This window comes from Flindersiella endophytica (assembly GCF_054779015.1).
Map to the genome: position 1 here is coordinate 9,298 of NZ_BAAGYY010000043.1, position 21,951 is coordinate 31,248.

The following is a 21,951-nucleotide window of genomic DNA, read 5'->3' on the forward strand; positions in this document are numbered from 1 at the left end:
GAGCTACGACCGGACACTGATCGATCGGCTCGGGCCCAGCAGCACACCATGACGGCCAGGCCACGGCCAGACCGAAAGCACTAAGCATCAGCACGATGACGATTGGTTGGTTCAAGCAGGATTCGGAGTTCAACGTTTCGCTCGATCGCCGGTCGGCTGTAGAGCATCGGAACGTACTCGTTTCTGCACCAGGTATCGAACAGGTCGCGATAGTGCGGGCTCCTTGGATCGCCGGACTGACCGGGCGTGTTGATGCATAGGGAGTTATCCCATTCCCCCACGTCGACAATCATCCGGAACGAGGGGCCCCAGAACGAAGACAGGGTCGCCGGCATATATGCCGAGAGGTTGACGGTAGATCCTGAACCTCCGATTGGCGCCGGACCGACGTTCAGCTCAGGATCGAGGTCTCCCAAGACGTGCAACTGGGCACTCTGATGCGCCTCTCCCCAACGCCACTCGGCCGGATCCTCGCCAAGTAGTGTGACGGCATCCTCGTAGGCAGTACGTAGGGTGCGCATGAGTAGGTCGTCACGAGTACTGGCCGGATCGGATCCGGCGAACCACGCCTGCGGGTGTGCGAGGGCCTCTCGCAAGACTCGTGGATCGGGACCTGGGATGAGTTTCGCAGCTTCAGCGGAAACGACCGTCTGTACAAAGGTCTGCCGTAGGTGTCTGGAGAGCCAGATCTCGTACAGTACGGCCGCTGCGGAATCGACGGACTCAACGGCGTCCCAGCTCCTCAGCATATGGACGGCTGCGGCAGTGAGATCGTCGTCTGGCCTCAGATTGCGGACAAGAGTCAGGATCTCCTGTGCATCGTTGGCTCGCTGGTCGGTCTGGAGCGACACCATGTCCTCAAACGAGTGCTTCGGCTTGGAGGACAGCACATCGACAATTCGACGTCGACGAGTTGAGTCTGGCCATTCGTAGGACGGAAGCGGCAAGTGGTCGGGTACGTTGAACTCATTCGCCGAGGCGACGAATCCTTCCGGCGGATCGACCGTGCCTGGAAACTCCGTGGCCGACAGGAATCCGTCCCAATCGACTCGCTCGTCTGCCGGTACCGGAAACAGGCCGTCGTGGCCTTTGCGCCGCGGCACAAGTCCAGCTGCACGCGAGGCTATCGTTCCGTTCACGTCTGCGTACAAGTGATTTTCTCCTGGACTGCGCCAGGTAGCCAGGCCCGCCTCGAACTGCCTCCAACTCTTGGCCTTCATGTAGTCAAGACTGCCCAGATAAGGGCTGGTGCCGGGCTCGAACCAAGTCGAACGCAGGATGTAGACCTTGCCCCGCTCCACATCCTTGTAAAGTACTGGCCCCACCCGGTCGAACTCGAGTTCGACTTGGCGTGGCTGCTCGCCTTTGACCGCAATGTCTTCGATCACAACCCTACGAAGCTCTCGGTCCATGTCACAGACATAGAGGTCCTCGGTATCGATCGCATAGATCGTGAAACCAAAGGCTGCGGTGCCATTGTGTCCAAGCGCCAAGCCGGGCATGAACGGCTCGCCAGCGCCAATGATGTCAAAGTCTGGGCATGACAGATGTGCGATGTAGCGTAACGACGGCGCAGTCTGGGCACGATGTGGGTCGCTCGCCAACAAAGGTCGACCGCTTACCGTGCGAGATCCCGCAAGCGCCCAACAGTTACTGCCATCGTTGCCGCCGCCACCTCCAGGCACTTGAACAGGTCCGGTCGCCATCAGGTAATCCCTCAGCACATCCTTCGGAAGGTCGAGATCGAGGTCAGGCGCCGGGGCCGGCGTGTGTCCCCGCACCAGGTCCAACCAGACCCGGTCTGCCACTGGATCACCCACGGATGCGATACGCGCACGATACTGCTCAAGGATGAGGTTGGCCGCAGGAGCATGTGCCCGCGGCCGTACGACGTCTTCTGGACTCCATTGCGCCGGCGCGTAACCAAGCATCTCGAACTCGGGAGGCAACGCTTTCGGATGGTCGTCAAGCCACCGCACGTACGCATTCACGCCATCAACGAAACGAGTGACGATGCGTTTGGTATCTGGGCCGTACGCTGCCCACTCGGCGTCCATGTCACCGCGGTAGATCAAGAGGCGTGCGGATCTATCCTTGTCTACGAAGGACGGGCCTAGCACTTCCGCCAGTTCGCCTAGTCCGCGCCGCCGCCACAGGTCGATCTGAAACAGACGATCACGCGCAGCGTTGAAGCCCTGCGCGAAGAACAAGTCATCCGGTGAGCGAGCGTAGATATGTGGTATACCCCATCGATCGACCAAGATCTCGACGGGCTGGTCAAGTCCGGCAACCTTGTGGGACTCATTCTCCATTGCTTGCTCCTTTGCATGAGGGACACGGCTCCTAGCAGACCTGGCAGGATGGAACCGGCCCAGTACGGTAGTTTCGGGCGCAGGACCATCGGCAGGTTCGACTAAAGGGATCAGAGCCTCTGTCCCCCGGGGCAGCGAAGTGGCCGCCGCTGTCGTGTTCCTGTCACAGCCGGATGTCGCTTCGCGGCCGTTGTGTTTGGCCTTGTGCCCTGCCTGACGGCGGTGACCTCCTCGGTGGCGCCACGGTCGTACATATCCGCAGTGTCGAAGAACGTCATGCCTTCCTCGACAGCACGACGGACAATAGGCTCGGCGGCACGCTCGTCCAAGTGCCATCCTCGCTCTGTACGCATAACTCTTCCTTGACGACCACGGAGAGAGGAGCGGGAGCAACGCTAGCCGGACTCACGTGCGGAGAGAAACAACAATCTTCTCCCAATTAACAACATTCCATTGTTGAACATCTTGCGACCCCGAAAACCTACCGGCGCTGCATGCGCGGCACTCCGGTGATCGGAGTGCCTGAGGCGACTGCTTGTGTCATCGATGCTGGTGACATCTGACATGGTCGTACGAGTCACCACCCAACGAGTCGCGAGCCATCACCGGAATGCTGAGCTTCACTGAAGCCGTGGTTGTCACGGCGGACGATGACGTCACCCCGTAGCGGTCGGAGAGTACCGTTCGGTACATCGACGGCTGGGCCGCCTTTCTTTGAGCTGTCGACCGGCTGAATTCCGTCGGCCACTTTTCGCGCCTGTCACGCCTTCCGCGCGGGTCCGGTTCCGTGGCCGGGCTCGAGACTGGTAACCAGCCTGTCGACGTACAGGTCTTCTTCGGCGAACGGGAACCAGGGCATCGCCGGTTGGAGGACGGCGCGGCCGTGTAGCGCCATCCACAGTTGGGTCGCCAGTTCGAACGCTTGCTTACCCTTGGCGCTGGTGTACCGGTCGACCGTCTCGACGAGCAGGTTGAACACCTCGAGCCCGGCCGTGCGGCCTGGGCTGGTCGTGCCGGCCTCGGGTTCCGCGTGGTCGTTCCGGGCCGTGCGGGTGTGGAACATCAGCGCGTACTGGCCAGGATGCGTGCGCGCGAAGCTGAGGTAAGCCAGTCCCATCGCGTTGAGCTGGGCGTAAGCGTCGTCCGGGTGGGTGGACTGGGCCTCGGTCAGCGCGTCCCCTAACGCGGCGAAGGCGCGGAGCTTCACCGCGCGTGCGAGCTCGTCCTTGTCGGCGAAGTGCAGGTAGAGCGCCATCGGGCTGACGCCGGCTCGGGCGGTGACGGCCCGGATCGACAGCTGCTCGACGTCCTCGGTCTCGTCGAGCAGGTCGGCCGCGGCGTCGAGCAGACCGGTACGGAGCTGCTCGCCCTCGCCGCGCCTGCTGCGGCGCCGCGTCGTCGATGCCATGGCGAATATCCTAGACGCGAGATGGATATACAGATGTACATTTACAAGTGTATAGTGAGTTGAAACTCGATCCGAGGAGCGCACTCATGCCGAACGGCAACGCACCTGCCGAACCCCATCCTGTGCCAGATCCCGCACCGGTGCCTGTGCGACGACGCAATCGTCGCTCGTTCCTCGGCGGAGCGGCGACCGGAGCTCTCGCAGGCGCTGCCAGCTTGGCCGCTGTGACCGCCGTTCCCGCCTACGCCGCCCGCCCGGCGACCTCCGCACCGCCGGATCCCACGCCGGCCGGCCGGTTCGCCGGCAAGGTGGTGCTGATCACCGGCGCCACCTCCGGTATCGGTGAGGCCGCGGCCAGGGCGTTTGCCCGCGAGGGAGCGAAGGTCGGCTTCTGCGGCCGGCGGACCGAGCTCGGCCGCCAGGTCGAACGCGACATCCGCTCCGAAGGCGGCCGGGCCACCTACATCCGCGCTGACGTACGCGAGCCCGAGCAGCTGAAGCACTTCGTCGATGAGGTCGTACGCGTCTACGGCCGCCTCGACATCGCGTTCAACAACGCCGGCATCACCCGCACCGGCCCGCTGCACGAGCTCAGCCTCGAGCTGTGGGAGGACGTGCAGCGCACCAACGCCCGCGGCGTCTTCCTCGCGATCAAGTACGAAGTCCCGCATCTGCTGCGCACGGGCGGCGGTGTGATCATCTGCACGGCCTCGGAGTCCGTCCGGCCCAGCGGCACCGCCTACACCGCCAGCAAGCACGCCATCCAGGGCATCGTGAAGACCGCCGCACTCGACTACGGCACCCAGGGCATCCGGGTCAATGCCATCAGCCCTGGCACCACCGACACCGCGTTGGTACGCCCTGCCGGCCTCCCCGACGCGGTGTGGACCGCGTTCAAGAACGCCTGGGGCCCGCTCAACGTCAACGCCCTGGAACGCATGGCCGAACCGGAAGAGATCGCCCGGGCCGTACTCTCGCTCGCCACCGACGAGTTCTCCTACATGACCGGCTCGGTCGTACACGTCGGCGGCGGCCCGGTCAGCGGCGGAAAGATGCAGATGCCACCAGGCGTCCCAGCGCGGCCCTAGCCCTTCGCCGGGTTCCTTCAGCGTTCGATCTGTCCGTTACGGATCGACCAGGTGCCCTGACTCACGCCGCCTGGCACGGCCCCGCTGCGCAGAGAGTTGTCCGCAGCGAGGCCGTGCCTCGATCTACTCTGCCAGCCCGTATGCACCCATGACGGTCTGATCGACACGGCTGCCATTGACGTCTCGTGCGCTTGCCCGCAGCGAGACGGTGGACGCATCCGGCGGCGGCTTCGGCACGACGCCCTGGAACCCGTCGGAGCTGAGATGTACCTCGATGTTGCGCCACGTCCTGCCGTTGTCGAACGACGCCTGGAGCGTGACCTCGGAGATCTCCAGGACCGGGGATCCGTCGATGTACTCGGCTGTGATCGTCAACGGGAAAGGGCGACCGGTGGGTGCCCGTCCGTACGCGTCGAAGCTTCCGTCGATGCGGAGGTTGGGCAGCGGGAGCAGTTCGGATTCCTCAGGCACGTCTGAGGTGAACGTCCAAGTCGCGGCGACCTTGCTTGCCAGACTCGACCAGGGCACATCACGCTGAGCTGTACTGGTCAGGCTGAAGCTCGCCTGCCCCTCGGGAAGCTCGAAGAAGCCTGCCGTTGGGTCGTCGCTCGTTCCGACCAGCTCGCCGTTACGGCGAAGCTCGATCTGTCCCGTTGTCCCGCCGAAGACGCTGGTGCGATGCTGCGCGGCAGCGGGACTGAACGCTTCCACTCCCGCGAACAGCCCTCCACCTCCGATGATCCCGATCATGTACGGGCCGATGGCGGCGTTGTCCCAGGTCTGCCGCCACTGCTCACCCGGGCGCAGCTCCCTGGGTTGCAGGTTGGTGAACTCGACGTACAGGAGGCCGTTCTCATCATGGCCGGCCAGCTCGAACTCCCACTTGCTCGTCCGTCCGGGTGCCGCTCCCGGCGAGACCAGGTACGTCACCTGGATAGGCGGCCGGACATCGACGATCGCACCCGGCGCGAAGTGCTGCAGGCCTTCGATGTAGACGCTGCTGGCCCACCACGCTGCGCCGCTCGGAACGCCTTGGGCGAAGATCCGCGCATCGACGGCGGCCAGGTCGCGGTCGCGGGCTTGGAAGGCAAGCTCGCGAGGGATGGTGCCATGTGCTGTGAACGTCAGCTGGTAGCCGCCTGGTCGATGACCATCCGGCTTGGGGTCGGCCATCACCTGGAGATACAGCAGGTCGTACGCACGCGAGCCGACCTTGGCGGTGGGTATGGCATACAGCTCCTGGGTGCCGCCGGTGGAGGTGTCGATCCCGTAGAACTCCTGGCCGGCATCAGGCGTCACCTGGCTCATCACTCCGAGGATCGCCTGTGTCGGCTTGGCACGCTCGTTGTCGACCGTCGCCGTCACGTGTCGCCCTTGCCTGGCGTCGAGGGTGGCCGTGGTGTCGTGGTCGACGTTGATCTCGGGGACCGATCCGAAGGTCGCGCTGTCGACCGTCTCACCGTCCGCAGCGAGCGTGGCGATTCCGGTCTCGAGGCTGTAGCGGCCCTTCGGGACCCTTACAACGTACTCGCCTCCGGTGAGCTGAACGCCGCTCAATTCACCCGTCTCGAGGTTGGTAAGGACTGGAGCGGCGAACGGCTCGTCGGCGTCTGTCAACTGCCGGCCGACGCGATCGATGACATTCACGGTGACGTCGTACGACTCAGGCTCCCGGTAGGCGCCTACTGCGGTATGGATCGCGGTCTCGTCACCGGTCGCGGTCACCATCGCCGAGTACGATCCGGGCGCGGCACCAGCCGGATCGATCGATACCGCCGCTGCCGCCGTTTCGTGCGGCGGCACGGTCAGCTGGGTTGGGTTCACCGCGAACATCCCACCAGGTGCGGGGTTTCCGTCCGGCCCGGTCGTCGCTATGCCGACGGCCAGCGTGATTGGGGCATCTCCGTCGTTGCGGTAGGTAATGGCACGTTCCACTGATGAGTCGCCCCACTTCAGGAACGTCGACAGGCTGCCCGGGCTCGCAGTTACCGATTGCCGGACCGCACGCGCGACGTCCAGGCGGCCAGTTCCCTGCTGGTAGACGGTGTAGTCGCCAGGCTGTGCGGCGCCCATCAGGCTGTCCTTCAGCCGTCCGGCGGTCCAGTCCGGGTGCTGCTGCGCGAGGATCGCGGCCGCTCCTGCCACGTGCGGTGTGGCCATCGACGTGCCGTTGGCGCGTACGTAGTGCTCATCGACCGGTTCGTCGAGTGTGGTGTCTGCTGCTCGGGCGGCGACGATGCCGACCCCCGGAGCGGTCAGGTCCGGCTTCACCGCGCCGTCGCGCAGGCGGGGCCCGGTACAGGAGAAGCTCGCGAGCTGGCTCTGCTTGTCGACTGCTCCCACCGCGAGCGCCGCGTCCGCGCTGGCCGGCGCGGACACGCCGCCAAAACAGTTGGGCTCGTTGCCACTAGCGACGACGAACAGGGCACCAGTCTGCTCGGTCAACGCGTTCACCGCCGCCGATACCGGGTCAGTCCCGTCGGTCGGATCGCCGCCAACGCTCATGTTCACGACCTTCGCGCCGTGGGCGGTCGCCCATTCCATGCCGGCGATGACGCCCGACCAGCTACCACTCCCGTCGTCGTCCAGGACCTTGCCGTTGAGCAGTTCGGCATCTGGCGCCACGCCCTGGTAGCGGCCGCCGGACGCCGAGCCGCTGCCCGTGATGATGGAGGCGACATGGGTGCCGTGGCCGTGCCGGTCCGCCGGCCCGCTTTCGCTTGCGGTGAAGTCCTGCTCCGCGACAATCGCGTCGGTGAGATCGGGGTGGGCTCGATCGACGCCGGTGTCGAGGACGGCAACCTTGACGTCCTTTCCAGTGAATCCGGACGCCCAGGCTTCCGGGGCACCGATCTGGGGCACGCTCTGGTCCAGGCTCGCCCGGACCTTCCTGTCCAGCCACACCTTTGCCACGTCCCCTGTGGCGTTCACGTTGGTCTGGTCCTTGAGCGAAGCCCAGAACCTGGCGGCATCGCGCTTGCGTTCCCTGGCGGCAGCACCGTGGGCGCTGGACAGCCACCTGGCCTCCGACAGGCCGGGCATGGCCGTCGCCTTGGTGGCACGGACGCTTGCCGGATAGGTCAGGATGAGCGGCAGATACTGACTGGCTCGGTCGTCATATCCCTGTTCGACCAACGCTGAAACGTTGAACAGATCGCGGTCCAGCCGACCGCGTGCGAGCAACGGAGTCGCGTCGGACGGTATGACGGTGATGCCCTGCTCGCCGCTTCGAATGTCGAAGAAGACATCTTCCCGGCCGGACGCAGCGAGTACCGTCACGGACTCGCGTCGCACTGGTCCCGGAGTGACCATCACTCGGTCACCGGTGATCAAGGTGACCGTTTTTGGCGCCGAACCGTTTCGCTGCGCGCTGGGTGCGATCCGGGTCTGCCCGGCTGGCCGGGCAGCCTGCACGGACGGACTGGAAGACAGCGGCGAGACAGCGATCGCTACTGCCAGGAGTACTCGTAGCTTCGACTTCATATCCTCCCTTTCGACAACTTATCTGGGCGCGTTACAGGACTCGAGGCATTCGGGATTCATCTTGGAAAGCAGCGCACCGGTCGGTCCGTAGGCTTCGAACTTCACGAACGTGACCGACTTCTCGGCGACGAATGCGTACAGTTGTGCCTTCCAGCCCAACCCTTGGCCGACGATGCGGCCCTGGTGCCGGTGGCCGTCGGAGTCGACGCCGACGACGTGATCCACCTCCGGTGCCGCGATGCCGTAGGCGAACTGGAAACGTTCGTCCTCGATGATGGAATCGCCCGGTATCGGGGGGTAATAGTCGAGGTTGTGCGGACGTGTCCAGTACTTGTCGCTGGTGGAGCCGCCGCTCGGATCCGGGAGGGTGGGCTTGACGCACAGAGTGTCGTCGACATAGCGAGTGGTCGCGAGGACTGGCTGCAGCGGCTCGATCTGCCAGCAGATCTCTTGGCCGGTGCCCAGCGTGGCGAGCCCACCTGAGAGTACGAAACGTTGGCCACGGGTCGTGGTGAGCACGTCGACGGGAATCCACGTCGTACCGGCGTGGAAGGCGTTGCTGGTTTGCTTTCGGATCGCGGCGGTCAAGTCGGCCGGCACGGAGTAGACGTACTGCCAGGCAGGAGGCGACCCAGGCCAGGCGGTCAACGGAGCCGCCATCGTCGCGGACGGCAGCGGCTCGGGGGTTGACGTTGGCGCGGCATCGTTGGTCTTGCTGGCTGTTGAGGTGGGTGTGGCCGTGCCGCCGATCTGCCCCTGTTCCGTCTGCCGGAGTAGCACAGTCGAAATGCCCACCGCCACGACCGCCGCCACGGCCACGACGATCGCCGGCCAGGCTCGCCGTGGAGACCGGCGCGATGTGCTTTCCATGACCCCACGCCAGACCTTGCCCGTATCCGCCGGTTGTGCTGCGGCGTACGCTTCCAGGGCGGCCTTGACCTTGCTTTCGACAAGGATCATCGTTCCTCCACAGAAGTCTCTTCCAGCGCTTTGAGGCCGCGAGACAGGTAGCCCTTGATCGCGCCGGCCGAAATACCCATGACCTCGGCGATCTGCGCGTACGGCAGATCCAGCCAATAACGCAACACGATCGCTTCTCGCTGCCGCCTCGGCAGCCGCCGTACCGCGGCGACCACCTCACGATGCTCTTCGCGCACGACCACGAGCTCTTCTGCGGACTCGATCTCGATCGGACCGGGCTGTTGCCGGCGCCAGGCGGTCAGCAGGCGTCGCTGCCGAGATCGAACCAGATTCGCGAGTGTGCGCTGCAAGTACGGAGTCGGATCATCGCCACGAATGCTCGCCCAGGTCCGAAAGACTCGGGCGAACGCTTCCTGCGCGATATCCTCGGGGTCGTCGGCGCCTAGTAGGGCCGCCAGCCGGACCATCTTCGTGCAGTTGGCGCGAAACAGCTCAACGAAGTTGTCCGTCACTCGTTCCCCGCCGTTCGCTAACGTCTCGGTGAGGCTCTTCATACCTTTATGACGCACTCATCGCTTCGATGTTGTGCTGCGCGCGCGTGGACATTCGCTCGGATCTGGCCACAACGATTCGTTGTTAGTTGTTGTGTGATTGGTGTTTCGAAGGCCAGAAGCGTTTCCTGTACCGAGCGCTCCGGGCTGCTTCAAAGGCAGCCTGTAAAAGCGCGGCCCTTGCCGGCCATCGCCGATGCCATGCCGTGCTCATCCCGACCCGCCTGATTGGCGATCCGGCCAGCGGAGCATTCTCTGCTGATCATCCTCATGGCGGTGTAGTGGGTCTCACTTAGGAGTTGGCCTTGGCGCGCCGGCGTTTCACGGGCGTCAGCAAGGATCGGGCCAGAGCAGGTCCAGCACCAGGCGGCGAGCCAGGCCCGCGCTCGGCTGCGGTGGCCCAGATGCCTTCGATGACGAGCATGAGCCGCTCGGCTGTCGGGCCGGGCTCGGCCAGGCCAGCGGATGTGGCGAGTTCACGCAGCCGTGCCAGGGTCCTGGCCTTGGTGTCGACCGCTACGCAGTGGACCTCCGAGTCGGCCGCGGGGTACTCGGCCAAGACGAGCCGGAACGGGCAGCCACGGCAGTCGGCCTCCCGGGCCTGTCTGTCGAGTTCCTCGACGACGTGAACGAGCCCTCCGGCCTCGACAGTCCGTTCCAGCCAGTTGAACCACTCTTGATCCGCCTCGCGCAGGTACGCGGTGACCAACCCGTCTTTGGAACCGAACAACCGGTACAGCGTCGCAACCGTCACTCCTGCCTCGGAGGCGAGGCGATCTGTTCCGACCGCATGAACTCCGTTGGCGTAGAACAACTTGGCCGCCACGTCGAGTACGTGCCGGCGCGTCTGCTCTGCGCGCCGGTAGGGGCGTCTCGTCCGCTCGGTCATGCACGGAGGATAGGGATCGCTTCCCATCTTGACAAAGAAAAAGAGCGATCCCTATCTTTTGGGCATGCTTGCAACTCTCCGAAAGACGCCGGACCGGCGATCGGGTTCGGGCTGCGCGCCGGCCGTTCTCAGCTCGGCCACGTTGGTGGCTCCCGCCTGGAAGGCGGGCAATGTCACGTTCATGATCACGAAGTCGTCCCTCGCTCATCAGGAGGCCTTTGCATGAACGACACGGAGCCAATTCCAGCCACGTTGCACGGACAGACGGTGCTAGTCGTGGGCGGCGGGCGTCATATGGGACTCGCCGTGGCCCGGACCGCGGCCGCCTGGGGAGCACGTGTCGTCATTGTCGGGAGGGATCAGTCCCGCACTGAGGACGCGGCCAGGATGGTACGGGCAGGAGCCACCGACGAGGTCGTCGTCGAGGTGTGCGACATTTCTGACGAGCGGGCATCCGGCGAGTTACTTCAGCGTCATACCGGGCTGGATCACCTGGTGGTCACGATCAGCACCGGAGCTGCCGTGGGCAGCATCGCCAGCACTCCGGCGCGGGCCGCCAGGGTTCCGTTCGACAACAGGTTCTGGCCCACCTATGGGATCTTGAACATGGCGGCGCCGGTCATGTCCACTACTGGCTCGATCACACTCACCTCCGGTTCGAGTGGCAGGCGGCCGCAAGTCGGTTTTGGGGTGTACGGCACGCTGCATGCCGCGCTGAACGGCCTGGCCCTCGCAGCGGCGGTCGAGTTGGCTCCGGTAAGGGTGAACGCAATCTCTCCGGGTGGGATCGGCATCGGTCGTACCCGACAACTGATTCCGCACCCTGGCCAGGCACGGGACTTCGGTGCCATCGCGGTTGCGGTGATGGCCAATCCCGCCATCACCGGCACGATCATCGACGTCGACGGTGGTGAGTTCCTCGGCGAGTTCAGCGACCGGTGACAGGGCCACTTCGGCCCAGACAGCAGAATCGGGACGTCAGGCCAGCCATCAGAACGGTTCGTGAGATGCGGGGATTGGGGAGACCTCCCATCCCCGCATCTCGTCAAAGCACGTGTTTGGGCGGAGCAGGTGGAGTCGGCGGTACCGCAAATCCGCCGACACTTCGGACAGTGCCCAGATCGAGCCGGAGTTCTTCGGTGCCGCGCAGCACGTTCAGGCGGAGCCCGCGGCCATGGCGTTGATCGATGGCTTCATAGAGGGCGGCGCTTGACCGCAGCTCGAGGCCCTCGGCCCGGGTGAGGACGTCGCCAGGTTCGATACCGGCCGACTCGGCAGGCGAGCCGGGCTCGACGGAGCTGACGAGGAGCCCGGCCACCGCAGGCAGGCCGACGGCTTGGCGGCGCCGCATAGTCACATGTGCTGGCTCCAGCATCAAGCCGAGTCGGTGGTCCAGGTCGGACGGTGACTGGGATCCCTCGAACTCTACGAGTAGCTTCCGCAGCAGGCCGGCGAGTTGCTCCTGCTCGTCGTCGGCCAGCGCCGCGAGCAGCCGGTTCTCGTTCGCTAGATGGACCGGGACGATCTGCTCGAAGCGTTCGCGGCCAGCGAGGGTGAGAGAGATCTGGACACTGCGTTTGGAGTCCGGGTCGGTGGTACGGGCGACGAGCCCCAGCTCGACGAGCCGATCGATACGGAGGCTGACCGTGCTGGCGGTCAGTCCAAGTTCGTCGGCGAGACGCCGCTGTGAGACACCGCCGTTGCCGGCGATGCGAGCGAGCGTAACGAGGGCGGCGAAGCTCGGTGAGGTCAGGTCGAAGCGCTCGAACACCGCGTCGAGCTCCCGGTCAATGTATGCGCGAACCCGCAGCAAGCGAGAGATCACGGCGACGGGCGACATGTCGAAGTCCGGCCGAGCCTGAGCCCAGGAGGCGAGCAGGAGGTCGATTGAGTCCCGTGGGCCGCAGTCTCGGCCCGAGCGCTTTTGAACTGGCACGGAAGCATGTTACTCTCTTGAGGTCAATTGTTTGGACTCAAACATTGGAGCCTAACGATGAGCATGGACAGCAGTGCCCTCACCCGAGAGTTGTACGAGGCGTTCCAGCGGGTCGAGTTCGACCGTTGGGACGCGATCATCGACGAGAACATGCTGATCAACAGCCCGGCCGGGTTCGGGCTGAGCGGCCTGAAAGTGTTGAAGGACTTCGCCAGGCAGTTCACCGACCTCGCCTACCGCATCGATCTCGTCGACGAGCATCTGGCCTTGGACGAGAGCGGCACTGGACGAGGATTCATCACGTTCCTGCTGCACTGGAAACACACCAAGGACTTCGGCGGGCTCGCCCCCACCGGCCGCGAGGGAACGTCGGTTGAGACGATGCTGCTCACCATCGTCGACCACAGGATCAGCCGTATCGACGTGGCCGACAACACCCTTGATCTCGCGCTGTACGAGTGGTCGCGGGGCTGGCCGATCCCGCACAACATCAGGCCGGAGGCGCTGGTCGTCGGCGTTGACCGGCGCGAGTCGGCGGCGACGTGAGGGTCGGCGTGATCGGCGCTGGGCGCATCGGTGGCGGCATCGCCCGCCAACTAGCCCGTGCCGGGCACGAGTTGCTGCTGTCCTACAGCCGTGACCCCAAGCGCCTGATCGCCCTGGCACGGGACATCGGCGGAGCAGCAACTGCCGGAGACGTTCGCGAGGCTGCGGAGATCGGCGATGTCGTGGTGCTCTCGGTGCCGTGGACGAAGATCCCTGAGGTGCTGACGGTGGCGGGTCCGCTCACCGGAAAGGTGGTGATCGATACCACCAATCACTTCGGACCGACAGGCCTCGAGACGCTACCGGCAGGGCGAACGGCAGCCCGCTTCAACGCCGATCGAATGCCGGGTGCACGCCTAGTGAAAGCGTTCAACACGCTGACGTCCGGATTCCAGCGCAGTGCGGCGGGCCGCGAAACAGAGCCCGTGGTCCTGTTCCTCTGTGGTGACGATCCGGAGGCGAAGGCGCTGGTCGCCGGGCTCATCGAGGACGCCGGGTTCGCACCGTGCGACCTCGGTGGGCTCGATGCAGCCGGTCCCATGGAGGCACCGAGACGGCCGGGTGCCGTATACGGCGAGGAGTATCGACCTTCCGACGCCCGCGCGGTCCAGGAGGCCCTAGCGGCCGGCGGACCGATTCCTCCGACACCCAAGTACGCATAGCGATCGGCACTCAGTATCCCCGGCGGTGTCACTTTGCCACTGTGTCTGCCGTCCGGGGGCCGGCCGGTGTGGACGCACGTACCGGTATGAGCGGCCGGGCGTCCGCTCGATCACGGCCAGCTAACTCTGGGTGTACTTGCCGGCGTGAAGGACGGCGTCCGGATGGTGTTTCTCCGGCAGGCATTGATTTCTCAACGAATCAGGAGTTGTCCCAATGACTGATAACGCATCGCTCATTCGAACTTTCTACGACCACGTCTACAGTGGTGAGATCGAAGACATACTCGCTATGCTCCATGACGATTTCACTTGGCTGATCGGCACGAATAGCGAGGAGTTGGCGGCGGCTATCCCCTGGGCCGGCCGGGTGCTGCGTGGTTCGAAAGGGTTCCTCGAAATGGTCGACGGGCTGTTCGGTGAGTTCGAGACAGTCGAGTTTCAGGCTCGCGACTTCGTTACCGCTGGTGACGACGTTTTCGTGGAAGGGATGTTCGTGTTCCGGCACAAGGAAACCGGGAAGACCGCCGTCAGCGACTGGCTGGCGCGTTTCCGGGTAGCCGACGGCAAGATCCTCGGTGGCCAGTTCTTCGAGAACACCTACGCGGTCGCCGCTGCCCGCAAGTGAAGCCTTGGCCCGCGTCGTGGGGGGTCCGCGGAACAGCTTCGGCTGTTTCCTGGTTGGTGCCCGCATGAATCTGGGGCTAAAGCAGCTACGGTGCTTCGTGGTGGTTGCCGAGGAGCTCAACTTCACCGCCGCTGCGCGGCGGTTGTACATCTCTCAGCAGGCCCTGAGCCGTATGGTTCAGCAGCTAGAGCGCGATCTTGAAGTGCGGCTCCTTGAACGTACAACGCGCTCGGTTGCACTCACTGACGCGGGCCGAGAGCTGCTTTCCTCGTCTCGCCGCATCATTACGACGATCGATGACGCAGTGAGCACCGTCAGGCGGGTGGATAGGGGTGAGAGATTTCGGACCTTGCGCGTCGACATCTCCTCCGGCGGTCTACAGACGGGCGCACTCGTTCTGCGCCGGCTGCGCCAGGATCAGCCTGACATCGAGATACACCAAGTCGAGAAGGGTGTGCGCCAGGGATTGGAGGCACTTGGGGAAGGTCGCCTGGACGCACTGTTCGGTCTTGCCACCCATTGTCCGCCACACTTTCGTGCCGATCTGATACGCCGCGAGCAGGTCGTGGTCGGTATGGCTGCGGACCACCCGCTGGCACAGTTCGATGCCCTACCGGTCGAGAAGCTCGCCGATTATGAACTCCTATTACCCTCCGACGAGGCTGCCGGTGAGTGGGTGGAGTTCGTGATGCTGTTCTGCCGGCAGGCCGGCGTGACACCGCGCCGTTGGCGCGGCGTCACGCACGGATCGGTTGCCCATGCGGAGGTCTTACGGGAGGGCCGGTGTGTCGTACCCACTGTTGCCTGGACCGACCCACCGGCGGACCTCGCCTTCCGACCGCTCATTCAGCCGGCGCCGACCTTCGCCTGGTCCCTTATGACCGCGTCGAGCAAGGAAGACCATCCCGAGTTGGAGGCGCTCAAGCACGCGGCACAGACCGTCGCCGAGGAACGCGGCTGGCTGGTCTAGGACGGCTACCAGACCACGGGGACCCGGTCAAACTCTCGCCGGACAATGCAGATCCGACCCCGGTCTGACACCCTCACCGCTCCACGACCTGAATGCTGAAGCCGCGGCCCCGCCCGCTCAGTGTCGCCAACCGGATCCAGATGATGGCAAGGGCTTCAGTCAGCCGGGCGTCGCGCAGCGGACCTAGTGTGATAGGCCGCAGACCCAGGTCCTCGGCGAGCCTGGCGACCATAGCGTTGGCGACGGGGGCGTCGCCGGCGATGAAGATATCGACGGGCGGCAGGCCCTCCGAGGCGTTGGTGAGGTGCTCCGCGCCAACGGTGTTGAACGCCTTCACCACCTGGATGCCAGGAACGAGACGCGCTACGTGTTCCGCCGCGCTCGTGCCATCGGTGCTGGCCAGGGTCGGACCTTCGTCGTCGAAGCGGAAGGCGTTGGTGGCGTCGACCAGGACGACGCCCGGGGAGAGGGACATCTTGGGCAGGATCTCCTCGAGGGCTACGAACGGCACAGCGAGCACCACTACGTCCGCGTCCTGGCCCGCTTGGTCGAGCGGTACGATGCGCGCCGAGTCTGGAAGGGCCCCCCGGGCCCGAACCGACGACGGGCTGTCAACGTCGCGTACCCCGACAGTGATGTCGTGGCCGACGGCCGACCAGCCGCAGGCGAGCGATTGGCCAACACTGCCGGCACCGATGATCCCGATTCTGGACACTTGATCTCCTTCATGAGGTCGAGTCGAAAGCGCAGCACCTGCGGCACCGGAGCACCCCGATTGATGATGTGAGGGCAGCGGGCTCACCTGGTCTCCGCACAGTGTGGACGGCGAGCGCGCCGGTCAGACCGCATCCATGCGATCTGACCGACGGAACGCTCGCGCCTTACTCTGCCTGTCGACGTGACCTGAACGGTCGTTGTGCAGAAACCCCGTACGGCGTCACACGCCTAACATCTCGATGACCATCTCGGCCACCCTTCGTCCTGAGTACTGCTGCTGGCCGGTCACCAGCCGACCGTCACGCACCGCGAACGGTTTGAACAAGCCGGCTGAGACGAAGTTGGCGCCACGCTCACGTAGTACGTCCTCGATCCGCCACGGCATGATCTGGACACCCGCGGCCTTGTCGCCATAGTCCTCCTCGACATTGGAGAAGCCCGTGACGGTCGCCCCATCGACCAGATACCGGCCGTCAGACAGCCGTAGGTCTACAAGCGCAGCGACGCCATGGCAGAAGGCCGCGACTGGCTTCTCCGCTTCGTAGAACTCCCGAATCGCCCGTTGGAGAGGCTCGCTATCCCGAAACGTGAACATCGGCGTCATGCCGCCGGCCACCAGAATGGCGTCATACTCCCCCACATCGATCGCGCTGATCGGCGGCGTGTCCTCCAGCAGCGCGACCAGCTCCGGGGTGTTGACGAACCCCATGGTGATCAAGTCCTCTGCGGACCACTTGGATGCGTCACGGGGATCCGACAGCGCGTCCATCTCGACCCGTCCGCCGGCCAGGCTGCTGATCGTCACCTCGATCCCGCGCTCACTTAGGACGTAATACGGGTGGGTCAGTTCCGAACCCCAGAAGCCGACCGGCCAGCCGTGCTGACTGATCGCCGGGTTACCGACGACCACCACAACTCGGCGAGCTCGACTACGTCGCTGGTCGGTGCGCGCCCGGTGAGTGATCCCACCACGTACCTCAGCGGTGTTACCTGACATTCCGATTCCTCTCCCAAGGCCAAGTCATTGGGCCCAATGTTTGAGTGCAAACTATCACCTTTTGAAATCTCGTAACACCAGCTATCCGGGCTTGGCGGTATTGCCAGCACAGGCGCGATTCACAATCTTGATGAGTGAATCGCGGCGCGATTGGTGTTTCTCTCACAACTCCGCCGGAGTTAACATCCGCCGCCGGCGTCCGCTCCGCCGACCGACACTACAGGCAGGTGGTGCATCGGATATCTGCCCATGACCGTCCAGCAACATGTGTGCGCTTGTCAGCGCCGTCGCTGCGGGTAAAGCTGCCGAGGAAACTGCCTGGTCCGTTGCGGGCCAGCGAATATCTTGTGTAGGTAGCTGTCGACAACAGATGAAAGGTGGGCCTGAAAACCCGTAAGTGCCTCACACCAATGGAAAGAAGGTGGACTGGAATGAGATCTCTCACGATGCTTGGTCGATGCATGGCGGCCACGGTCGGAATGATTACTGCGCTGGCGGCCGCCACCGGCGGTACGGCCCTCGCTTCTAGCAGCGGGTCGTCGTCGCAGGTTGTCGATTCCGAGGAGCACTGCATCGTTGTGCTGGACAAACTGAAGCCAGGTCAAAGCGTCTCGCGAGTGGCGGGGCGTTACTGCGCGGATTCACCGGAGGCGGCGGCCCGACTGCGCGCAGCCAACGACCCGTCGCCGCAGGCCACAACACTGTTGCTGGTGGTCTACGAAGACGCAAATTTCGGCGGCGCGAGCACCCGCCTGGAGGGTTCGGCCGGCCCGTGCGACACCGCCGGCTACGGGATCAGCGCACTCGTTCCGGCGTGGCGAAATCGAATTACGTCCTTCAAGCGGTTCAACGTGTGTCAGATCGTTACAGGCTATGACAACACCAACTACGGTGGAGCGACCTACGGCCCATGGAGGGCAGATACGGCCAATGTTGGCTCAGCGGCTAACGACCATATCGACTCGTTGCGGCTCAGGCGAGCCTGAGCCCAAGCTGTAGACGTCCCGGAGATGAAGTGGGCTCCCGGCGGTTACGGCCGTCGGGAGCCCACGCAGAGCCTGGCTCATCAGGCGAACAGGGTCGAGAGCTGCCTGTACCTTGACCTCCAACCACTGCGACAGGTGGCCTCTGCAGTTTGGTCCGGTGGTCGGGTTCACCGACGTCAGCCACGTCCGTCGGCATAGCAGGTACACACAGGCCAGTGCTTCGCGCACGTCCTGCGGAAGGGCGAAAGCATGCACGGCCGATCGGCCAGATGCAGGGCTTCTTGCTCGAGTGGAACCTCTCACCACGCTCGCCTATCGGCTTGTAGCAGTCGCCTTGTCCTTCGTCGGGGAGCTCAGAAGGGGTTCTACTCCTGCTGGAGTTCCGTTCGCAGCGCCGACCAATGCGACCTCGGCCCAGCGAGCGGAGCCAATTCCTCACGGTTACACCCTTCGGGCACTTCAGGGCCGCCGGCAGCGCAGGGAGCGCTGCCGGCGGCAGCGGTTCGGATAGCCGTGACGAGCAGGCGCACCAGAATGGCAGCAAGATTCGTCTATTTGGAGGTTGCGTCCGGATGATGCATGAGGATCGGGAGCCCAAGGACGAGGAAGATCGGGGCTTTGGTGGTCTGGTCAGGGCGATCCGCCGGCGCTCTCGGTTGACACAGGAGCAATTGGCTGACAAGAGCGGCGTGAGCACGCGGACGATCGTGCAGCTGGAGAGTGGCCGGGTTCGGCACCCGCGCCGGCAAACAGTGCGGCTACTTGCCGATGCGCTGGGAGTCGTCGCGGGTGAGCGGGACGCTTTCGAGGCTGCGGCGCGTGACGGCTACTGGAACGATGCTCTGGCAGCGGCGCCTGTCGGATCTGACGGCAAGGTGGCGCAAGTGCCGCGGCAACTGCCGATCGATCCGCTCTATTTCGTGGGCCGTACAGCTGACATCTCCGCATTGAGCGATGCACTGCTGACAACGAGCAACGAGGACACGGCGGTGCGGCTGGCTGCGGTAACCGGCACCGCAGGGGTCGGCAAAACGGCGTTGGTGGTGCACTGGGCCCATCGCGTTGCCGACAACTTTCGCGACGGGCAGCTGTACCTCGATCTACGAGGCTTCGATCCTGGCAGATCGGCCCTTGGGCCAGACGAGGCAGTTCGGGCGCTGCTTGACGCATTCGGTGTGCCGCCGGCTCAGATTCCTGTCGGCCTGCCGGCCCAGGCGGCTTTGTGGCGTTCCGTCGTCGTGGGCCGGCGCGTGCTGATCGTGCTGGACAACGCCCGCGACGAGGAGCAAGTGCGTCCCTTGCTGCCTGGCTCCTCGGCCTGCGTGGTCGTGATCAGCCGCGACCAGCTTTCCGGACTGGTGGCGGCCGAAGGCGCTTACCCGCTGACTCTGGGTCTGCTCAGACCGGAGGAGGCCCGAGAGCTGCTCTCCCGGCGGTTGGGTGAAGATCGGCTTGCAGAGCAACCGGCGGCCGTTGACGAGCTCATCCGACGATGCGCCGGGTTGCCGTTGGCATTGGCGGTGATGGCCGCACGCGCGGCCAACCATCCCAGCTTTGGGCTGGAGTCGCTGGCGGTAGAGCTCAAGGATGAACAGGGATGCCTGGACGCATTCGACAGTGGTGATCCTGCGACCAATGTTCGAGCGGCGCTGTCGTGGTCGTACCACACACTTGGCCCGAGCGCCGCGCGCATGCTCCGACTGCTCGGCCTGCACCCAGGTCCAGAGGTATCAGTACCCGCCGCGGCCAGTCTGGCGGGCGTGAACACCAGGGAGGCACGGTCCGCGCTCGCCGAGCTGGCTCGCGCGCATCTACTCACCGAGCAGGCACCCGGCCGTTACAGCAGCCACGACCTCCTGCATTGCTATGCGGCCGAGTTGTCAGCGTCCGTTGAGTCCGCCGGCCAACGGGATGCCGCTGTGCGTCGCTTGCTGGACCATTACCTGCAGACCGCCAATAATGCCGGGAAGGTCCTGTACCCGCATCGGGCCTCGATCCGCCTGGTACTACCCGAGCCCAGTGTCGTGGCTGAGAATTTTGTCAATCGACAGCATGCCAGTGCTTGGTTCGCCATCGAGCAGGCCGCGCTTCTGTCCGCCATCCAGATGGCAAACCGTGGCGGCTTCGACCGCCACGCGTGGCAGCTGGCCTGGACCTTCATGCTGTTCCTCGACGGACAGGGATACTGGGACAACCTAGCCGCCGCAGAGCGCACCGCGCTGCCTTCCGCCGAACGGTTAGGGGATCCGGTCGCACAGGCCCCGCGGCCATCGTGGCATAGCTCTCGCGGATATGTGGCGAGGCCAGTACGTGGCCGCACACACTCGGCTTGATCTCGCAGCCGAACTGTTCGCGGTAGCCGGAGACGACGTTGGCCAGACGCTGGCCCGGATCGACCACGTCGGTGCATACGAACGGCAGGGCTGTCCCGAGGCGGCGCTCCACCACGCACACGCGGCGCTGCGGCTGTTTCGAGAAGCCGGCCACCGTCCAGGGCAGGCACATGCCCTTAACGCGCTTGGATGGCTCCATGTCCAACTCGGCGACGGTCTGAAAGCGCTGGCCGCTTGCCAACAGGCCCTCGCCCTGCTCCAACAACTCGGCGACTCCCATGGCGAGGCCGACACCTGGGACAGCCTTGGCTACATACATCACCAGCTCGGCGAGTTCGATCAGGCCGCCACTGCCTACCTGGAGGCCATCGGCCTGTACCGAGAACTCGGCGACCGTACTGGTGAAAGCGGTTCTCTCGAGCAGCTCGGCGACTCGTACCACGCGACCGGATGCCCCGGTGCCGCCGAGGCCGCTTGGCGGCAGGCCCTGACGATCTACGACGACCTTGCACAATCGGATGCGTGTCGGCTCCGGGCGAAACTCGCCAGAGAATGAGGTGGCGATGCGAGCTGCGGAACTGGCGGAGTTGCCGTTCGACGTCGATACCGGAAGACACCGGCGTCGAGGTTCTTGGGCTGAGGGGTGCGATGACCGCTCATGCCCTGGGGAAAGCGCCGGGCGAGCGTGTTTGGTGACCGCAAGGTTTTCCTCTGTTCCAGCGGTGTACACCGCTTCAGGCTTGCTCGCCTAGAGGAGTTTTCGCAGGTCAGAGATATGCGGTGGGCAGGGGCGGGTTCGAACCGCCGACCTTCCGCTTTCAGGTCTTAGCGCCTGAGCGCTGTACAGACCTGCATCTTCACCATGTCTGGCTGAGCGAAAAACCTATAAGCGAATTGTCTTCAACATCTGTCGCTGCGTCAGACGGCGAACACCTTCCGCAGCCTTTGTCACGATACCTACGCCCGCCAATCTCCGCCAAGCTCTCAGGCATCCGACGCGGACGCATCCGCCTACAGCGCGTCCAGCCGGAGGAAGCGCTGTGATGACCTCATCTGTGACCGGGCCTCGTTGCAGCTCGCGGGTACTGGATCTGGGGACGATAGGACAGGATGCCGCTCGGGGGATGCAAGCAGTGGACCGGTCGGATCCTCGCGAGCGTTGATGCGCTGGTGGCAGCCAATGGCCGCCACCATGTGAAGGCATCCGTTGATCACCCAGAGCGCGGGCGAGCCGGAACCTTGGGCTTGGTGCCGTTCAGCGTGAACGGTGCTACACCAGCGCCCGCACTGTCGCAGGATTCAGTTCTTGTATGTCCTGATCCTGTTGTACCAGGTCTTGATGTCCTCGAGAGCTTGCTCCATCTCGCGGACATCCCGTGGAACGTAGTTGAACTCGGGGTCCTTGTCGTGCCGTCTCGCCCACGTCGAGCATCGCCCGTAGCCGGTCTGGTACTCCCGATCGTCGTCTGGTGTGAATCGGGAAAGGGTGCGCAGCTGCTTGAGGCGGAGCTCGGATCTCCTCGGTCG

At 64.5% G+C, this 21,951-nt stretch carries 19 protein-coding genes; 9 read left to right on the top strand and 10 right to left on the bottom strand.

Annotated features, from left to right (window positions below; all coding sequences use genetic code 11):
* Nucleotides 1–80: 80 nt before the first annotated feature.
* From ACYVF6_RS43260 to ACYVF6_RS43270, 3 genes are all read right to left on the bottom strand, one after another.
* Nucleotides 81–2,312 (bottom strand): penicillin acylase family protein, encoded by a 2,232-nt coding sequence (locus ACYVF6_RS43260; RefSeq protein WP_460531931.1) that lies wholly within the window; start codon nucleotides 2,310–2,312, stop codon nucleotides 81–83.
* Between the two features lie 110 nt (nucleotides 2,313–2,422).
* Complete coding sequence (locus tag ACYVF6_RS43265) at nucleotides 2,423–2,665, bottom strand: aldo/keto reductase (protein WP_460531934.1); 243 nt, start codon at nucleotides 2,663–2,665, stop codon at nucleotides 2,423–2,425.
* Nucleotides 2,666–3,072: 407 nt separating this feature from the next.
* Nucleotides 3,073–3,720, bottom strand: a complete 648-nt coding sequence (locus tag ACYVF6_RS43270) for a TetR/AcrR family transcriptional regulator (protein WP_460531937.1) — start codon at nucleotides 3,718–3,720, stop codon at nucleotides 3,073–3,075.
* Between the two features lie 224 nt (nucleotides 3,721–3,944).
* On the opposite strand from ACYVF6_RS43270, the gene ACYVF6_RS43275 reads away from it, so the two are divergent.
* The gene (locus tag ACYVF6_RS43275) at nucleotides 3,945–4,808 is read left to right on the top strand and encodes an SDR family NAD(P)-dependent oxidoreductase (RefSeq protein ID WP_460531940.1); all 864 of its coding nucleotides are present in this window, start codon (nucleotides 3,945–3,947) and stop codon (nucleotides 4,806–4,808) included.
* A 123-nt stretch (nucleotides 4,809–4,931) separates the two neighbouring features.
* Here the strand turns inward: ACYVF6_RS43275 and ACYVF6_RS43280 are convergent, their stop codons facing one another.
* The 4 genes from ACYVF6_RS43280 to ACYVF6_RS43295 form a co-directional block, all read right to left on the bottom strand.
* On the bottom strand, nucleotides 4,932–8,087 hold the full coding sequence (locus ACYVF6_RS43280) for a S8 family serine peptidase (RefSeq protein ID WP_460531943.1): 3,156 nt from the start codon (nucleotides 8,085–8,087) through the stop codon (nucleotides 4,932–4,934).
* A gap of 222 nt (nucleotides 8,088–8,309) precedes the next feature.
* Complete coding sequence (locus ACYVF6_RS43285; RefSeq protein WP_460531946.1) at nucleotides 8,310–9,251, bottom strand: hypothetical protein; 942 nt, start codon at nucleotides 9,249–9,251, stop codon at nucleotides 8,310–8,312.
* Entirely contained in the window at nucleotides 9,248–9,766 is a 519-nt protein-coding gene (locus tag ACYVF6_RS43290) for a SigE family RNA polymerase sigma factor (protein WP_460531949.1), read from the bottom strand. The genes ACYVF6_RS43285 and ACYVF6_RS43290 overlap by 4 nt, the downstream gene beginning before the upstream one ends.
* 289 nt (nucleotides 9,767–10,055) lie before the next feature.
* On the bottom strand, nucleotides 10,056–10,652 hold the full coding sequence (locus tag ACYVF6_RS43295) for a TetR/AcrR family transcriptional regulator (protein WP_460531952.1): 597 nt from the start codon (nucleotides 10,650–10,652) through the stop codon (nucleotides 10,056–10,058).
* Between the two features lie 222 nt (nucleotides 10,653–10,874).
* Here ACYVF6_RS43295 and ACYVF6_RS43300 point away from each other — a divergent pair, with 222 nt between their 5' ends.
* Complete coding sequence (locus ACYVF6_RS43300; RefSeq protein ID WP_460531955.1) at nucleotides 10,875–11,594, top strand: SDR family oxidoreductase; 720 nt, start codon at nucleotides 10,875–10,877, stop codon at nucleotides 11,592–11,594.
* 103 nt (nucleotides 11,595–11,697) lie between these two features.
* On the opposite strand, the gene ACYVF6_RS43305 is transcribed toward ACYVF6_RS43300, so the two are convergent.
* Entirely contained in the window at nucleotides 11,698–12,492 is a 795-nt protein-coding gene (locus ACYVF6_RS43305) for a MarR family transcriptional regulator (RefSeq protein ID WP_460531958.1), read from the bottom strand.
* Nucleotides 12,493–12,645: 153 nt separating this feature from the next.
* Here ACYVF6_RS43305 and ACYVF6_RS43310 point away from each other — a divergent pair, with 153 nt between their 5' ends.
* The 4 genes from ACYVF6_RS43310 to ACYVF6_RS43325 all read left to right on the top strand — a co-directional run bounded on the left by ACYVF6_RS43310 (nucleotide 12,646) and on the right by ACYVF6_RS43325 (nucleotide 15,391).
* Nucleotides 12,646–13,134, top strand: coding sequence for a nuclear transport factor 2 family protein (locus ACYVF6_RS43310; RefSeq protein ID WP_460531961.1), 489 nt, complete (start codon nucleotides 12,646–12,648; stop codon nucleotides 13,132–13,134).
* Nucleotides 13,135–13,142: 8 nt separating this feature from the next.
* Nucleotides 13,143–13,796, top strand: a complete 654-nt coding sequence (locus ACYVF6_RS43315) for an NADPH-dependent F420 reductase (RefSeq protein ID WP_460531964.1) — start codon at nucleotides 13,143–13,145, stop codon at nucleotides 13,794–13,796.
* 214 nt (nucleotides 13,797–14,010) lie between these two features.
* A complete protein-coding gene (locus ACYVF6_RS43320; protein WP_460531967.1) occupies nucleotides 14,011–14,421 on the top strand; it encodes a nuclear transport factor 2 family protein in 411 nt (136 codons plus the stop codon).
* Nucleotides 14,422–14,485: 64 nt separating this feature from the next.
* Nucleotides 14,486–15,391, top strand: coding sequence for a LysR family transcriptional regulator (locus ACYVF6_RS43325; RefSeq protein ID WP_460531970.1), 906 nt, complete (start codon nucleotides 14,486–14,488; stop codon nucleotides 15,389–15,391).
* A 73-nt stretch (nucleotides 15,392–15,464) separates the two neighbouring features.
* On the opposite strand, the gene ACYVF6_RS43330 is transcribed toward ACYVF6_RS43325, so the two are convergent.
* The gene (locus tag ACYVF6_RS43330; protein ID WP_460531974.1) at nucleotides 15,465–16,106 is read right to left on the bottom strand and encodes an NADPH-dependent F420 reductase; all 642 of its coding nucleotides are present in this window, start codon (nucleotides 16,104–16,106) and stop codon (nucleotides 15,465–15,467) included.
* A gap of 222 nt (nucleotides 16,107–16,328) precedes the next feature.
* The gene (locus tag ACYVF6_RS43335) at nucleotides 16,329–17,021 is read right to left on the bottom strand and encodes a type 1 glutamine amidotransferase domain-containing protein (RefSeq protein ID WP_460531977.1); all 693 of its coding nucleotides are present in this window, start codon (nucleotides 17,019–17,021) and stop codon (nucleotides 16,329–16,331) included.
* Between the two features lie 515 nt (nucleotides 17,022–17,536).
* On the opposite strand from ACYVF6_RS43335, the gene ACYVF6_RS43340 reads away from it, so the two are divergent.
* From ACYVF6_RS43340 to ACYVF6_RS43350, 3 genes are all read left to right on the top strand, one after another.
* Nucleotides 17,537–18,091 carry a hypothetical protein gene (locus ACYVF6_RS43340; protein WP_460531980.1) on the top strand — a complete coding sequence of 185 codons (555 nt, stop codon included), beginning with the start codon at nucleotides 17,537–17,539 and terminating at the stop codon, nucleotides 18,089–18,091.
* A gap of 572 nt (nucleotides 18,092–18,663) precedes the next feature.
* Nucleotides 18,664–20,424 carry a helix-turn-helix domain-containing protein gene (locus tag ACYVF6_RS43345; RefSeq protein ID WP_460531983.1) on the top strand — a complete coding sequence of 587 codons (1,761 nt, stop codon included), beginning with the start codon at nucleotides 18,664–18,666 and terminating at the stop codon, nucleotides 20,422–20,424.
* On the top strand, nucleotides 20,402–20,980 hold the full coding sequence (locus tag ACYVF6_RS43350; protein ID WP_460531986.1) for a tetratricopeptide repeat protein: 579 nt from the start codon (nucleotides 20,402–20,404) through the stop codon (nucleotides 20,978–20,980). Before ACYVF6_RS43345 ends, ACYVF6_RS43350 begins: the two co-directional genes overlap by 23 nt.
* Nucleotides 20,981–21,951 lie beyond the last annotated feature (971 nt).